This window comes from Paenibacillus durus (assembly GCF_000756615.1).
In the GTDB taxonomy this organism is placed as follows: domain Bacteria; phylum Bacillota; class Bacilli; order Paenibacillales; family Paenibacillaceae; genus Paenibacillus_AQ; species Paenibacillus_AQ durus.
The window spans coordinates 4605911-4620914 of sequence record NZ_CP009288.1 but is presented as its reverse complement, the minus strand read 5'-3'; the positions used below and the strand labels follow the sequence as shown (position 1 = coordinate 4620914).

Below are 15004 nucleotides of genomic sequence, written 5' to 3'. Positions count from 1 at the left end.
TTAATTATAGAGATGAGGGATGGGCATGAAGAAACGCGAATTGGGCAGATCCGGTCTTGAGGTTTCCGCTCTCGGTCTCGGCTGTATGGGCATGTCCGAATTCTACGGCAGTCTCGACGAAGATGAATCCATCCGCACGATTCACCGGGCGATTGAGATGGGCCTTACATTCCTTGATACGGCGGATATGTATGGAGTCGGCAGAAATGAGGAACTGGTCGGCCGGGCGATTAAGGGACGACGGGACGACGTTATTCTGGCCACGAAATTCGGTAATGTCCGCGCGGCTGACGGAACGCCGCTCGGAATAAATGGCCGTCCCGAATATGTGAAGCAAGCTTGCGACGCCAGCCTGAAGCGTCTTGGCGTCGATCATATCGATCTCTATTATCAGCACCGGGTCGATCCCAATACCCCGATTGAAGAAACGGTCGGGGCGATGGCCGATCTTGTGCAAGCCGGCAAGGTCCGGTTTCTCGGATTGTCCGAGGCATCGCCCCGGACGATAGCCAAAGCGAACGACGTTCATCCGATCGCCGCGCTGCAGACGGAATATTCGCTGTGGAGCCGGGAGGTTGAAGATGAGATTCTTCCGCTCTGCCGGGAACTCGGGATCGGCTTTGTGGCATATAGTCCGCTCGGAAGAGGCTTTTTGACCGGTCAGATCAAATCTTTCGACGACTTGGAAGAGAGCGATTACCGGAGATTCTCACCAAGATTTCAAGGAGACAACTTCCGCAAGAACCTTGATCTGGTCGAACGCATTCATGAGATCGCCAAGGAAAAAGGCTGCTCGTCCTCTCAGTTGGCGCTGGCCTGGCTGCTCAGCCGCGGAGAAGACATCGTGCCGATTCCCGGAACCAAGCGGAGATCCTACCTGGAAGAGAACGCCGGCGCGCTTGATGTAACGCTCAGCCAGGATGAACTGCGCCGGATCGACGAAGCTGCGCCGCTAGGGGCGGCGGCCGGATTTCGGTATCCTGAAGCTTCGATGAAAGTTATCGATAAATAACGCCGTAATCATCGAATATTATAAGATTCACAGTTGTTCGTGTGATATACTTAACAAAGACACTGCCAATAATATGTTATGAAGCGGTGAGTGGACTGGCTTATTTACGCGGTCCTTCGGATAGGATGCCGCCTGGCGTACTCAACCCTGAGCCAGCTGTTGCCTTTTGGGAGCGCCAAGGCGCTGCTTGCAAAGGAACGGCCTGCTTGGGGTTTCTTGCAGTCTTAAGGGAGTGAATCCTTCTGTACTGGGCTTCGGTAAGGACGGTCGTTACCTCTTGCTGTCATTTCTTCCGCCTGAAGCGGATTGTTGCCGGGTATTTGCTTACACTAAGTGCAGGAGCGGCTCGTTTTAAATTTGGCCGGCAGTTCTACAACAAGAGCCGCGCCTTCAGCTTTGGATTCATATTTTTTATTTTGGGAGGAAGTTGAATGGCTTTTCCGATTGTGCGGCATCGCCGCTTGCGCGCTTCCGCCGGTATTCGCGGAATGGTGCGCGAGACCGTGCTGAATCCGCTGGATTTGATACAGCCGATATTTGTTACATATGGAACCGGAATTAAAAGAGAGATCGCTTCTATGCCGGGCGTCTATCATTTCTCGCTTGATACGCTGAAGGAGGAAGTGGATGAAATTGTATCCCTCGGCATTCCCGCGGTTCTGCTGTTCGGCATTCCCGAGACAAAGGACGCTGTCGGCTCCTCCGGGTTTGACGAGAACGGAATCGTACAGGAGGCGACGCGCCTGATTAAACAGTGGTATCCCGAGCTGCTTGTTGTCGCTGATACCTGCTTATGCGAGTTTACCGACCACGGCCACTGCGGCATGGTGCATACTCATACCGTGGACGGCGTCTTGCACGGCGATGTAATCAATGACGCTTCGCTTGAGCTGCTCACCCGTACGGCGGTGTCGCAGGCGAAGGCCGGAGCGGACATTATCGCGCCGTCGAATATGATGGACGGATTCGTGCAGGCGATTCGCGCCGGGCTGGATGAGGCCGGGTTCGAGCATGTGCCGATCATGTCCTATTCGGTTAAATACGCTTCCGCTTTCTACGGACCGTTCCGGGAAGCGGCGGATTCAGCGCCGCAGTTCGGCGACCGGAAGACTTACCAGATGGACCCGGCGAATGTGCGCGAAGCGATCCGCGAAGCGGAGAGCGACGTGCTGGAAGGCGCCGACATGCTGATGGTGAAGCCCGCGCTCGCTTATATGGACGTTATCCGCGTCATCCGCGAGCAGTTTGATCTTCCGCTCGTTGCCTATAACGTCAGCGGCGAATACTCGATGGTCAAGGCGGCCGCGCAACAGGGCTGGATTAATGAGAAAGCGATTGTTCTTGAGCTTCTGACCGGACTGAAGCGTGCAGGGGCCGATACCATCATAACTTACCACGCGAAGGACGCGGTTCGCTGGCTGCGCGGGGAATAGAACGGCAGTTTCCAAGACAGGAGGAATTAGGAGTGGGTAAGGAAAGTATCGCCCGGAGAGAGGAAGCTTCCCGGGCCGCCTTTGAAGAGGCGAAGCATTACATTCCCGGCGGGGTGAACAGCCCGGTTCGGGCATTCAGGTCGGTCGGTTTGACCCCGGTGTATGTGGAACGCGGGGAAGGCTCCCGGATCTATGATATCGACGGCAACAGCTTTATCGATTATATCTGCTCCTGGGGACCGCTCATTATGGGCCATGCCCATCCGGAAGTGGTCAAAGCGCTGCAGGAAACGGCCGTCAAAGGAACGAGCTTTGGGGCGCCGACGCTGCTGGAGACGGAAATGGCCAAGACGGTTGTGGAGCGCGTCGAGTCCGTGGATATCGTGCGTATGGTCAACTCCGGCACGGAAGCGACCATGAGCGCGATTCGTCTGGCCCGCGGATACACGGGAAGGAATAAGATCCTGAAGTTTGAGGGCTCCTATCACGGTCATGGCGACAGCCTGCTGATCAAGGCCGGTTCCGGCGTCGCGACGCTTGGTCTGCCGGACAGTCCGGGGGTGCCGGAAGGGATAGCCTCCAACACGATTGCGGTGCCGTATAACAGCCTGGAATCGGTCGAGCTGGCCTTCGAGCGTTACGGCAACGATATCGCGGCTGTTATTGTCGAGCCGATTGCCGGGAATATGGGCGTTGTTCCGCCTGCTGCCGGATTTCTGGAAGGTTTGCGCAAAATCACCGCGAACTATGGCGCTTTACTTGTGTTTGACGAGGTGATGACCGGCTTCCGCGTAAACCGGGGGTGTGCGCAGGGGCTGTTCGGCATCCGGCCGGACTTGACCTGCTTCGGCAAGGTCATCGGCGGCGGACTTCCTGTCGGCGCTTATGGCGGACGCCGGGAGATTATGGAACAAATCGCGCCGACCGGCCCGATCTATCAGGCAGGCACGCTCAGCGGCAATCCGCTGGCGATGGCGGCGGGTCTTACGACGTTGAAGCTGCTGACGCCGGAAGTCTACGACCGGCTGGAAAGCCTTGGCGCGCGGCTGGAAGCAGGGCTTAAGGCCAATGCGGAAGAAACCGGAATTCCGCTGACCGTAAACCGGGTCGGCTCGATGGTGTGTCCGTTCTTTACGGCGGAGCCGGTAACCAACTACGATGCCGCGAAGAGCAGCGATGTGAACCGTTTCCGCGCCTACTTCGGAAAAATGCTGGAACAGGGAATAAGTCTGCCTCCTTCGCAATTTGAGGGCATGTTTATTTCGGCGGTGCATACTGAGCAGGATATCGATGACACGATTGAGGCTCACCGCACGGCGCTGAAGGCGCTGTGAAGCCAGGAGAGCCTGTGAGGAAGCCCGGCTGGATGCGCCGCGGGGAATGGCTGGAGACAATGCCCGGCCGCAGGGTGACCGCTGCGGAGGACACTGGCGAAGCCATTGACCGGTGGCTTAGGGAGACGGCGGGAATGCCGGACAAGCTGCTTGCCCGGCTTCGCCGCGAGGGAGGAATCCAGTGGAGGGGCGACCGGCTGCGGCTGGCGCTCTTTCCGCCCAGAGAATGGGGGATTGAACCGGTCTGGCATGAGCTTGAGGTGCTGCATGAGGATGACTTCTGCCTTGTCGTCCATAAGCCTGCCGGCATGGCGGTTCATCCGGACGGAAGCGGAAATGGCGTGACGCTGGACCATGCGGTCGCCGCCCATTACGCCGCCTCCGGCGAGAACTGCGCCGTGCGGCATATCCACCGGCTGGACAAGGAAACAACAGGACCGGTGCTGTATGCGAAGAATGAATTTGCGCAAGCGGTTCTGGACGAGGCGATGCGTGCCAAGGCCATTTCCCGCCGGTATGCCGCCATTGTTCAGGGGGAGGTGCCGCGTTCGCTGGCCGTGATCGATCTGCCGATCGGGCGCGACCGCCACCACGCCTCGCGCCGGAGGGTGTCTCCCGGTGGACAGCATGCCATAACCCGGATTGTCGGCAGCGAGGTGTGGAAGGGTGCGTCTCTGGTGAAGATCGAGCTGGAGACAGGCAGGACGCACCAGATCCGGGTGCATTTAAGCCATGTGGGGCATCCCTTATACGGGGATGCGCTGTATGGTGGGCCAATGGCGCCGGAAGTGCATGGAAACCATTCTCTGCTGCGGCAGGCGCTGCACGGGGAATTCCTGCGTTTTGCACATCCTTGGAGCGGGGAGGAGCTTGAAATTGCCGATCCGTGGCCGGAGGATATGCTCCTGCTGCGGAATGCCCTTAGCGGCCGCATCAGGTAAAACAAGCAAAAAGGATCAGAAGCGCGTCAGCTAAGCTGCCGATCGCTCCTGATCCTTTTTTATGGGGATTCATGTTATACCAGCCGGATTTCAAGCAGTTCATACTCGATCACGCCTGCAGGCGCATCCACCTTGATGACGCTGCCGGCTTTTTTGCCGATAAGCTCTTTGCCTAAGGGGCTTTCATACGAAATTTTATTCTGAGCTACATCGGCCTCGGCGGGGCTTACAATCCGGTATTCGACTTTCTCCGAGAACTCAACATCATTCAGCACGACGATTGAGCCAATGGCGACAGAGGTAACGTCTAAGCTGTCTGCATCAACGACACGGGCATACTTCAACATGTTCTCCACCTGCTTGATCCGTGTCTCCATAAAGGCCTGATCGTCCTTGGCGGAATGATATTCGCTGTTTTCCTTGAGGTCACCGTAGCTGATTGCAACCTTTAGGCGCTCTGCCAGTTCCTTGCGTTTGACCGTTTTAAGTTCTTTAAGCTCTTCCTCCAGCTGGGCAAAGCCCTCCGGTGTCAGAATGATTTCATCTTCCTTGTTAGCCATTTTGATCACTACTCCCAATTTCTCGCTTTTTACTCTATTGTACCCTATATGAGGGTGTATGTGATAATGGACAATTTAATCCCGGCGTTTCTGTAATCTTGATGGTATTCGGCTGCGGTTTTAAGAGAGAGTGTCATGTGTCCTTTTTAGAAGCATATACATGGGGAGAGTAACATTTTGGGCTTATGCTCCGGGTCTGTTCCGGGGTTAGATTATGCCAAGAAGGAGGACATTTCCCGTGTTTGACCAGTCCCACGGCCTGCGGTTTGATATTTATGAACGCATTCATCTGCCTCAAGATCTTCCGGGGATCGCCGCACTGGAAGAGGTTGAGCTGCTGCCGGATATTCAAGTTATTCAACGCGAGGACCGGGCGGAGCTGCACGGACAGCTGCTGCTGACGGGCCTTTACCGGAGCGAAGACGACAGGACGAACCATTTGGAGCATTCCATTCCGGTTGAAATTACGGTTCCCCTAACCCGGGTGAGCTCGCTTGAAGAGATCGGGGTGGAAATTGAAAATTTCGATATTGACCTGCTGACAATGCGCAGCGTGAATATTACCGGTGTGCTGTCATTGCGTGGAATCGGGGGAATAGAGACGGTTCCTGCCTGGCAGCGTGAAGAGTTTACCGTTGCCTATTCACCGGATGAAGAAGATAGAGGTCATGCCGCAAACACTGCGACTCCGGCAGAAGGAGGCGAAGGATCGTATGAAAATTCGCCTTGGACATTCGGAGAAGGGATAACTGCCGAGTCAGTCCATGAACGGGAACAGACGGGAGCATTCAGTGGCGATCATGCGTTTTCGGGCATCACGCAGAGTGAAGACGGCGATGCATCGCCCATCTTGAATCTGGAGGAGAACCAGGATGCCAAGATTCATACGGAGAGCGGCCAGCCGGTTACCGCAGAGCAAGAGACGGAGCTTAGCGGTGAGCGGAAGACTGCGGATAACTGGAGCCATTTCGCCGCGGGTGGCACGTTTGCGGGCAGCGGCAGCCCGATTGCCGGCGAACGGACGTCCGCTTCGGAAACGGCGGATATTGCGGCGGCAAACGGCGCAGAGAGTACGGATATTGCGGACCCTTCAGACGACGCCTCCCTTGAGTCCTTCGCCCAGATCGGCGGCACTCAGACGGAGGAGCTACTCGCACAGGATACCGGCAGCCCCTCGGAGCCTGCCCTTTCCCAGGAGGAGAAGCCAGATCTAAAGATCGCCCTTGGCAGCAAAAAGGACGGCAGCGAACAGTCAAAAGAGCATCTGACCTTCTCTTCCCTGTTGCCCTCGGGCCGCACGCGCGTCGAACAGGAGGAAGCCTTGGAGGAAAAAGCGTCTTCCGCAGCATCGGCTGTTCAGGCCGAATCCTCTGATGACACTGAATGGAAGAGCCGGTTCATGCGGGATACGGACGGCGAGGAGGCTTTCCGCAAGGTCCGCCTCTGCATCGTGCAGCGTGAGGAAACGCTGGATACGATTGCGGAGAAATATCAGCTCAGCGCCCGCGAGCTGGTTCTGTACAACCGGCTGTCCGGCCAGACGGTGGAGGAAGGGCAGGTACTTTATATTCCTTAACGGCTTGCAGCCGGGATTTATGTTTGGACCGTACCAATAACACGTCTTCCCAAGGGGAGGCGTTTTTTTGTTGTATTACGCGTTCGCGCATAACAGGGGGAGTCATCATCTTCGGTGTCGGCATCCCGGAGCATGAATCCCAGGCTGAGGAATTGAAGAGCCTGCGGGCTTCTTTCCGCCGAAGTAATACCTTATTTATCATTATCTGCGCACTGGCGCTTCTGCCGCTGTTTGCAATAAACCGTTATTTTTCACTGAATCTATATCTACTGGTGGGTCTGGATGGGTATCGTAATATGGGCAGGATATCGATTGTTCTTGAAGTATCACCGGGCCGTGGCCCGGATTAAGCGTACGCATGATTGGAGCATCGGAGAACGGCGCGTCGTCCGGGCCGATACTACGCTTATTTTTCTGAAGAAACAAATGTCCCTTTTTCCCATATGGTTTATTGCGCCGTTTCTGATCGCTCTGGCCGTTATGTTCTATGCGTGGCGTTCTTCAGGAGAATTCGGCACGGTGATGAACGCTCAAGCGACCGGAATAACACTGCTGTTCTTTCTTCTGTCTCTGGCGTTCCGGCGGATGCGGACCAAGGAGTACAGCGCCGACAGCACGATAAATGAGGGGCTTAACCGGGCTCAGAGAAGATACTGGTCGGCGCTGTTCCTGGCAATCGCCATACTGGATGCCGTATTTGCCGCAGCTGCCACGCTGTCCGGACTGGATACTTGGACTCACTTTGGCGCCATTTGGCAAAATATGACCGCTATCCAAGTGGCGTCGCCCTTTGCCGTTGCGTGGTACACGGATCATAAAATAAATGAGTGGAGTAAACGGCTTCATGAAGCGGACGGACATCCATTCTACACTGACGATGATGAATACTGGAGACTGGGAGGCTTGGGAAGTACCCGGGCGTACATATTCAAGCATTCGCCTCCTTATATTGTCATCAGGCTTGTGGATGAATATATTGTATTTAACGATAAAGAAGCTTCGGATACCCGGCGGACGTTCGAAGATCTGAGACGCAAAGTTCCGCATGCACCATAAATATCAGTGGCTGCAATCAGGCTGTAATGGCGAAATGATTGATTTTACGATAGACAAATATATTAGGAGACGAAGAACGTCCCGATCCATTCCAGCGAATGGGCCGGGACGTTTTTTGGCATTTAAGGGGAGATGATCAGTATGAATGTTGAAGAAGCGCATGCGGCGTTTACCTTGGCACCATTTGCGGAGCAGAACAGGAGAACGAAAAGGCCGCCTGGAGCGCGGGCATCAGGTTATCTCTTTTGCCTATGACGACGTCGCTCATCAACCTTAACGGACCATCACGATTCTGCGCATGGTGCTTAGCCGCTATCAGCCGCAGTCTTCTCCGGTTAACCTGAAAAGTGTAGCGGAACGGGAAATTGTCCGCCTGGCCTGTATGCTCGCTCGTCCTCTTCGCCCTATCGATGTGGAGACTCATCTAAGTATCAACCATCGCACAGCCGTTCGAATGCTGCAAGCACTCTGCGGGAAAGGATGGTTTACTGCGGCAACCGGAGCGACGGGCAAACATGTTGTACGATACGAGCTGCAGCGAGGCGCGATGAACCAAATTATACAGAAAACCTGAAATTATACATCTTTTGTCGGCCTTAGAACTTTCACTGAACAGCATGCCTGCTAAAATACAGGTTCTAGCCCGTTCAAGCTCAAATGCAGTCGGCAGTGGCCTAAGTTCCTGCACAATAGTATGTTTTTCCACCTAACCACCGCTATTGATCGAAAAAACCTGCACTTTAGCAGGTATGCAAGACGTTGATTAGCTGTTTTGCAAGACGCCGATTGCTGATTAGCTGTTTTAAGATGCGATTAGCTATTTTTCAAGACGCCGAACTAAAAATCGCAACCCAATTGATTGGAGCCCTTAGATGGTGAAGCGCCAAAGCCAATCTCCAATTCAATCTCCAATTCAATCTCCAATTCAATCTCCAATTCAATCTCCAATTCAATCTCAAATGGATATACCCGCAGAGCAATGTTTACAAAATGACGAGACTCCAATAAGCCCTCATGCCCAGCAGATACTTTTCGTCAAAATTCGTCAGCGATTGTCCTGCTATGACCGGCTTCCGGTTGACTAGGCCGAACGCAAAATGTATTATGTAAAGTATTAAGCAATATTTCTTCAAAGACTGGGAACGGGAAGAGTAGGCGGTCAGCCCTTCAGAGAGCGGAATGCAGCAGCTGTGAGCTTCCGTAGGATGCAGCCAGCCGAAGTCGCCCCGGAGTCGCCCGCTTGAGTTTCGGTGGCTGTTACGGCCATGAGGTTAGAGCGCGCCGGCCGCAGGCCGTTATTTCTGCGCAGAGTGTCGCGTTTTGTCGGCCGGGTATTCGTAATGTGCCGGCTCCGCCGTTGTCCGGCGTATAACGCGAAACAAAGGTGGTACCGCGAAAGAATGACCTTTCGTCCTTTGAGGGCGAAGGGTCTTTTTGTTTGTTACTTTTGGAAATAAGAGTAATAACCGAATCATACGGAGGTAGAAAGCTATGGCAGAACAAGATCAATTGACACCGGCACAGCAGCCGGAATTGGAAGCTAACGGGGGCAGCTCCGCCGGCGGTGCGAAGACCGACATGCCGACCACTTATGACCCTAAAGCTGCGGAGCAGAAATGGTATCCTTACTGGACAGAAGGCGGTTTTTTCCGCGCCGGACAGCGTCCGGAAGCGAAGCCGTACACCATCGTAATTCCGCCGCCGAACGTAACGGGGATGCTGCATATCGGGCATGCGCTCGATTTTACGCTGCAGGATATTCTCATTCGCACGAAGCGGATGCAGGGCTATGATACGCTGTGGCTGCCGGGAACGGACCATGCGGGGATTGCTACCCAGACCAAAGTGGAGCAGAAGCTGCGCGCACAGAACATCTCCCGTTACGATCTCGGCCGCGAGAAGTTCCTGGAGCAGGTATGGGCATGGAAAGACCAGTATGCGGCAACGATTCATGAGCAGTGGGCGAAAATGGGACTGTCGCTCGATTACAGCCGCGAACGGTTCACGCTGGACGAAGGGCTGTCCAAAGCGGTTCGCGAGGTATTCGTCAAGCTGTACTCTAAAGGGCTGATCTATCGCGGCAAGCGCATCATTAACTGGGACCCCGCGGCCCGCACGGCCCTGTCCGATATCGAAGTAGAGTACAAGGAAGTTAACGGCCATCTCTATCATCTGCGTTATCCGCTGAAGGACGGCAGCGGCTTCATTACCGTAGCGACCACGCGTCCGGAGACGATGCTTGGGGACACGGCGGTTGCGGTACATCCGGAGGATGAGCGGTATAAGGACATGGTCGGCAAAATGCTGATTCTGCCGATAGTCGGCCGCGAGATTCCGGTCATTGCCGACGAGTACGTTGATAAAGAGTTCGGCAGCGGCGCGGTTAAGATTACACCGGCTCATGACCCGAACGACTTCGAGGTCGGCCAGCGCCACAACCTGCCGCAGATCGTCGTTATGGACGAGAGCGGCACGATGAACGCCGAAGCGGGGCCTTACCAGGGGCAGGATCGCAGCGAATGCCGCAAGAACATTACCGCCGATCTGAAAGAGCAGGGCGTGCTCATCTCCATCGAGGACCATGTCCATCAGGTAGGACACAGCGAGCGCTCCGGAGCCGTGGTTGAGCCCTATCTGTCGACGCAGTGGTTCGTCGCGATGCAGCCGCTCGCCGAAGCGGCGATTAAGGCGCAAAAAGACGGCACCGGCGTTAACTTCGTCCCAGAACGGTTCGAGAAAATTTATCTGCACTGGATCGAAAATGTGCGCGACTGGTGTATTTCCCGCCAATTGTGGTGGGGTCACCGCATCCCGGCCTGGTATTCCGAATCCACCGGCGAGATGGTAGTCGCCCGCGACGAAGAAGAAGCGCGCCGGATCAGCGGCCTGAGCGATCTGAAGCAGGACGAGGATGTGCTCGATACGTGGTTCAGCTCCGCCTTGTGGCCGTTCTCGACCCTTGGCTGGCCGGATGACAGCGAAGATATGAAACGCTATTATCCAACCGATGTGCTTGTAACGGGCTACGACATTATCTATTTCTGGGTGGCGCGGATGATCTTCACTGCGCTGGAATTCACCGGCGAGAAGCCATTCTCGGATGTGCTGATTCACGGCCTTGTCCGCGACGCGGAAGGACGCAAAATGTCCAAATCGCTCGGCAACGGCGTAGACCCGCTCGAAGTTATCGAGAAGTACGGCGCCGACGCCATGCGCTATATGATTTCGACAGGCAGCACACCGGGGCAGGATCTGCGCTTCCGCTGGGAGAAGGTCGAGCAGGCGCGTAATTTTGCGAACAAGATCTGGAACGCCTCGCGCTTCGCGCTGATGAACCTGGATGGCGTATCCTTTGAAGATATTGACATTTCAGGCAAGCTCGGCACCGCCGACCGCTGGATATTACATCGCCTGAACGAAACTTCCCGCGATATTTCGCGTCTTATTAATGCATATGATTTTGGCGAGACCGGACGTCTCTTGTACAATTTCATTTGGGACGATCTCTGCGACTGGTATATCGAGTTCGCGAAGCTGTCGCTGTATGGCTCGGACGAGGCTGCCAAACGCAGTACGCAATCCGTACTGGCTTATGTGCTTGACCGCACGATGCGCCTGATTCATCCGTTCATGCCGTATATATCGGAGGAGATCTGGCAGCATCTGCCGCACCAAGGCGAGACGATTACGCTGGCTGCATGGCCGGAATACGACGCCGCGCTTGAGAATCCGGATGCGGTGGCGGAAATGAATCTCTTGATGGACATGATCCGCGCTGTTCGGAATATCCGGGCCGAAGTGAATGTGCCAATGAGCAAAAAAGTCGAGCTGATCGTCAAGGCGGGCAGCCAGGAGACGCTGGCCATCATTGAGCGGAACAATGCTTACATCAGCCGTTTTGCCAATACCTCCTCTTTCGAGGCGGGCCTGAATCCGGTGGCTCCAGAGAAGGTGATGTCCGCCGTGGTTACGGGCGCCGAATTGCTGCTTCCGTTGTCTGGCTTGATTGATATTGAGCAGGAAATCGCCCGTCTTGAAAAAGAGGTGCAGATCCTGAACAGCGAAGTGGAGCGCGTGGATAAAAAACTCGGCAACCCCGGTTTCGTGAACAAGGCGCCGGCTAAAGTCATCGAAGAGGAACGGGCCAAGCAGGCCGACTACTCGGCCAAACGCGAGAAGGTGCTGGCCCGTATTGCGGAGCTGAGAGGATAACAGATATGGAAGAAATAAATGGGGCCGGCGCAGCCGCCCCTTTACACACATATAACGAAGCGGTTGAGTGGATCAACAGCCTCATTCCATTCGGCATCCGTCCGGGACTTGAGCGGATCGAGCGGATGATGGAGATACTGGGGCAACCCCACCGCCGGCTGAAATTTATTCATGTCGCGGGAACGAACGGCAAGGGCTCAACCTGTGCCTTTCTAACATCAGTGCTAAGACAAAGCGGATATTCCGTCGGTACGTTTACTTCGCCTTATATCACGAAGTTCACGAACCGGTTTCAGTACAATGGCGAGGACATTCCCGAAGAAACGCTGACGGCGCTTGCGAATCGGCTGCATCCGCTGGTGGAGGAAATTGCGGCAACGCCTCTCGGTTCCCCCACCATGTTCGAAGTGGCGACGGCGCTTGCCATTCTGTACTATGCGGAAGTCTGTTATCCCGATGTGGTCGTATGGGAGACAGGCCTCGGGGGAAGGATGGATGTAACGAACATCGTTACTCCGATCGTCTCGGTCATTACGAATGTAGGTTATGACCATACCGATGTTCTAGGCGACACACTGGAGAAGATAACTTTCGAGAAAGCGGGCATCATCAAGCCCGGCGTTCCCGTCATCAGCTGCGTCTCCCAGCCGGAAGCCGTCTCCGTGCTTAAAGATAAGGCCTCGTCCTGCAGGGCGACGCTCTATCTGGCTGGAGAGCAATTTGCGTATGTGAGCAAAGGAATCGAAGAAGGCGTGCAGACCTTTACTTTTAAAGGCCCTTTCCGTTCACTGGAAATCGCTATTGCGATGAAAGGAGAGCATCAGCTCGCCAATGCGGCCGGGGCCATGATGGCTCTGGAAGTGCTGCGTCAATACATGGCGTTCATTCTTAGCGACGAGGATGTGCTCGCCGGATTTCGCCGTACATTCTGGGCCGGAAGGCTGGAAGAAATCCCGGGAAGCCCACGGATTGTACTTGACGGCGCGCATAACCCCGAGGGAGCAGAAAGTCTGGCGGCGAGCCTTCCGAAGTTCTATCAATACCGGAAATTAAATTTACTAATGGGTATGCTGTCGAACAAGCATCATAAATCCTACTTTAAGCATATACTTCCTATAGTGGATACGCTTATCCTAACCGAACCGGATTTCCGGAAGAAAATGGACGCGGAACACCTTCAGCTCATAGCAGAGAGTCTGCGGAAGAATTATGCCAGGGAGCATTTGCAAATCATTGTTGAGCATGATTGGGGCAAAGCGCTGCAGCTTCTGAAGTCGATTACGGGCGGCGACGATTTGGCGGTTGTGTCCGGTACGCTGTATTTGATCGCAGATGTGCGGAGCGCACTTTTGAGGCAACCCGATTCTGAAAAAGGCTGGTGACAAACTGTTGGATACTACAGAACGAGTTCATTTTATAGGAATCGGCGGTTACGGGATGAGCGCTATTGCCCGTGTCATGTTGGAGATGGGGTATACGGTAACGGGCTCTGATGTGGCCGCTCAGGAACTGACGGAGAAATTGATTGCCAAAGGCGCGAAAGTATATATCGGCCATACGGCGGAGCAGGTGAAGGGCGCCGATCTGGTCGTCTACTCCACGGCTTTGTCGAAGGATAATGTAGAGCGGGTGGAAGCGGAGCGGCTGAATATTCCGATTCTGCACCGGTCGCAGATGCTGGCCCGGCTGCTTAACCAGCGCAAGGGCGTCGCCGTTGCCGGAGCGCACGGCAAGACGACGACCTCTTCAATGATCGCCCTCGTTATGGAAGAATGCGGGGTTGACCCTACTTATATTATCGGCGGGGAAATTATGAATGTCGGTACGAACGCCAAGGCGGGACAAGGGGAGTTCGTTGTGGCTGAAGCGGACGAGAGCGACGGCTCCTTCCTTCAGTATCATCCGTGGCTTGCAATCGTTACGAATATCGAAGCCGATCATCTGGAGAATTACGGCGGCGATTTCGAGCGTCTGAAGAGCGCCTACATGCAGTTCATGAATCAGCTGCGTGAGGATGGTACGGCCATTGTATGCGCGGATGACGAGACGGTTGTCTCGCTGCTGCCCCGGGTCAAGGCTGATGTGACGACCTACGGCATCCGCTCGGAGTCGGCAGACTATACCGCGACGGACATTTCGCTGGGCGACCGGCAGGTATCGTTTACAATGAAGCATCAGGGAGAGGTTCTGGGAAGAATCGAGCTGTCGGTTCCCGGCCAGCATAATCTCTACAACGCAATGGCTACGGTTATAGCTTGTCTTAAAGCGGGTATACCGTTCGCGGCCATTGCATCGGCTATCGTGAAATTCCACGGGGCCAAACGGCGTTTCCAGGTGCTCGGGGAAGCGGACGACATTCTGATTATCGATGATTATGCCCACCATCCGACAGAGATTCAGGCGACGATCAGCGCGGCCAAAACGACCGGTAAACGGATTATCGCCGTCTTCCAGCCGCAGCGCTATACACGGACCTTTTTTCTGCTTGACGCCTTCAGCCGCGCTTTCGGCGAGGCCGATGAGGTGATCATCACCGACATCTACTCTCCAGCGGGCGAGAAGCAGATTGAGGGCGTGACTTCGGCCAAGCTGGTGGAACTGATCACACAGAACAGTAATTCAGGAGCACGCTATCTCCCGGCCAAGGAAGATGTGCTGGAAGATCTTCGGGACCGGCTTACGCCCGGCGATCTCGTAATCACCATGGGCGCGGGCGATATTTACAAGGTCGGCTATGCGCTTGCGGATAACCTGCGAAAGCGCGGGGCCTCGAAATAAAAATCGAGCTGTGCTGCGGACCATGCCGCCGCATTCGAAACGGTTATGCCATGGTAATGCAGAGTAATAGACGCATTCTCACCACGATTTCTGGAAGAGATG

Annotated in this window: 13 protein-coding genes and 1 other annotated feature; of the genes, 10 read left to right on the top strand and 3 right to left on the bottom strand. The window is 54.9% G+C overall.

Annotated elements, in window-relative coordinates; all coding sequences use genetic code 11:
• Positions 1 to 25: 25 nt before the first annotated feature.
• The 4 genes from PDUR_RS20070 to PDUR_RS20055 all read left to right on the top strand — a co-directional run bounded on the left by PDUR_RS20070 (position 26) and on the right by PDUR_RS20055 (position 4720).
• Complete coding sequence (locus tag PDUR_RS20070; RefSeq protein ID WP_042207898.1) at positions 26 to 1012, top strand: aldo/keto reductase; 987 nt, start codon at positions 26 to 28, stop codon at positions 1010 to 1012.
• Positions 1013 to 1443: 431 nt separating this feature from the next.
• Entirely contained in the window at positions 1444 to 2445 is a 1002-nt protein-coding gene (gene hemB, locus PDUR_RS20065) for a porphobilinogen synthase (RefSeq protein ID WP_042207897.1), read from the top strand.
• A gap of 32 nt (positions 2446 to 2477) precedes the next feature.
• Positions 2478 to 3779, top strand: a complete 1302-nt coding sequence (hemL, locus tag PDUR_RS20060; RefSeq protein ID WP_042207896.1) for a glutamate-1-semialdehyde 2,1-aminomutase — start codon at positions 2478 to 2480, stop codon at positions 3777 to 3779.
• 32 nt (positions 3780 to 3811) lie between these two features.
• On the top strand, positions 3812 to 4720 hold the full coding sequence (locus PDUR_RS20055; RefSeq protein WP_042207895.1) for an RluA family pseudouridine synthase: 909 nt from the start codon (positions 3812 to 3814) through the stop codon (positions 4718 to 4720).
• A 74-nt stretch (positions 4721 to 4794) separates the two neighbouring features.
• On the opposite strand, the gene greA is transcribed toward PDUR_RS20055, so the two are convergent.
• A complete protein-coding gene (gene greA, locus PDUR_RS20050; RefSeq protein WP_042207894.1) occupies positions 4795 to 5280 on the bottom strand; it encodes a transcription elongation factor GreA in 486 nt (161 codons plus the stop codon).
• Positions 5281 to 5518: 238 nt separating this feature from the next.
• Between greA and PDUR_RS20045 the strand changes: the two genes are divergently transcribed.
• From PDUR_RS20045 to PDUR_RS20040, 3 genes are read left to right on the top strand one after another with little or no spacing between them, the layout of a single operon-like run.
• On the top strand, positions 5519 to 6856 hold the full coding sequence (locus PDUR_RS20045; protein WP_042207893.1) for a LysM peptidoglycan-binding domain-containing protein: 1338 nt from the start codon (positions 5519 to 5521) through the stop codon (positions 6854 to 6856).
• Positions 6857 to 6879: 23 nt separating this feature from the next.
• Positions 6880 to 7206 (top strand): hypothetical protein, encoded by a 327-nt coding sequence (locus tag PDUR_RS29250; protein ID WP_169744928.1) that lies wholly within the window; start codon positions 6880 to 6882, stop codon positions 7204 to 7206.
• Positions 7175 to 7912: a hypothetical protein gene (locus PDUR_RS20040; protein ID WP_042207892.1), complete on the top strand. Its 738-nt coding sequence runs from the start codon at positions 7175 to 7177 to the stop codon at positions 7910 to 7912. The genes PDUR_RS29250 and PDUR_RS20040 overlap by 32 nt, the downstream gene beginning before the upstream one ends.
• A 169-nt stretch (positions 7913 to 8081) precedes the next feature.
• Here the strand turns inward: PDUR_RS20040 and PDUR_RS20035 are convergent, their stop codons facing one another.
• Positions 8082 to 8336 carry a hypothetical protein gene (locus PDUR_RS20035; protein ID WP_042207891.1) on the bottom strand — a complete coding sequence of 85 codons (255 nt, stop codon included), beginning with the start codon at positions 8334 to 8336 and terminating at the stop codon, positions 8082 to 8084.
• 413 nt (positions 8337 to 8749) lie between these two features.
• Positions 8750 to 8917: a hypothetical protein gene (locus PDUR_RS29245; RefSeq protein ID WP_169744927.1), complete on the bottom strand. Its 168-nt coding sequence runs from the start codon at positions 8915 to 8917 to the stop codon at positions 8750 to 8752.
• A 124-nt stretch (positions 8918 to 9041) separates the two neighbouring features.
• Positions 9042 to 9331, top strand: a binding site (T-box leader).
• A gap of 159 nt (positions 9332 to 9490) precedes the next feature.
• Between PDUR_RS29245 and PDUR_RS20030 the strand changes: the two genes are divergently transcribed.
• From PDUR_RS20030 to murC, 3 genes are read left to right on the top strand one after another with little or no spacing between them, the layout of a single operon-like run.
• On the top strand, positions 9491 to 12124 hold the full coding sequence (locus tag PDUR_RS20030; protein WP_042209543.1) for a valine--tRNA ligase: 2634 nt from the start codon (positions 9491 to 9493) through the stop codon (positions 12122 to 12124).
• 5 nt (positions 12125 to 12129) lie between these two features.
• Positions 12130 to 13506 carry a bifunctional folylpolyglutamate synthase/dihydrofolate synthase gene (locus PDUR_RS20025; protein WP_042207890.1) on the top strand — a complete coding sequence of 459 codons (1377 nt, stop codon included), beginning with the start codon at positions 12130 to 12132 and terminating at the stop codon, positions 13504 to 13506.
• 7 nt (positions 13507 to 13513) lie between these two features.
• On the top strand, positions 13514 to 14902 hold the full coding sequence (gene murC / locus PDUR_RS20020; RefSeq protein WP_042207889.1) for a UDP-N-acetylmuramate--L-alanine ligase: 1389 nt from the start codon (positions 13514 to 13516) through the stop codon (positions 14900 to 14902).
• Positions 14903 to 15004 lie beyond the last annotated feature (102 nt).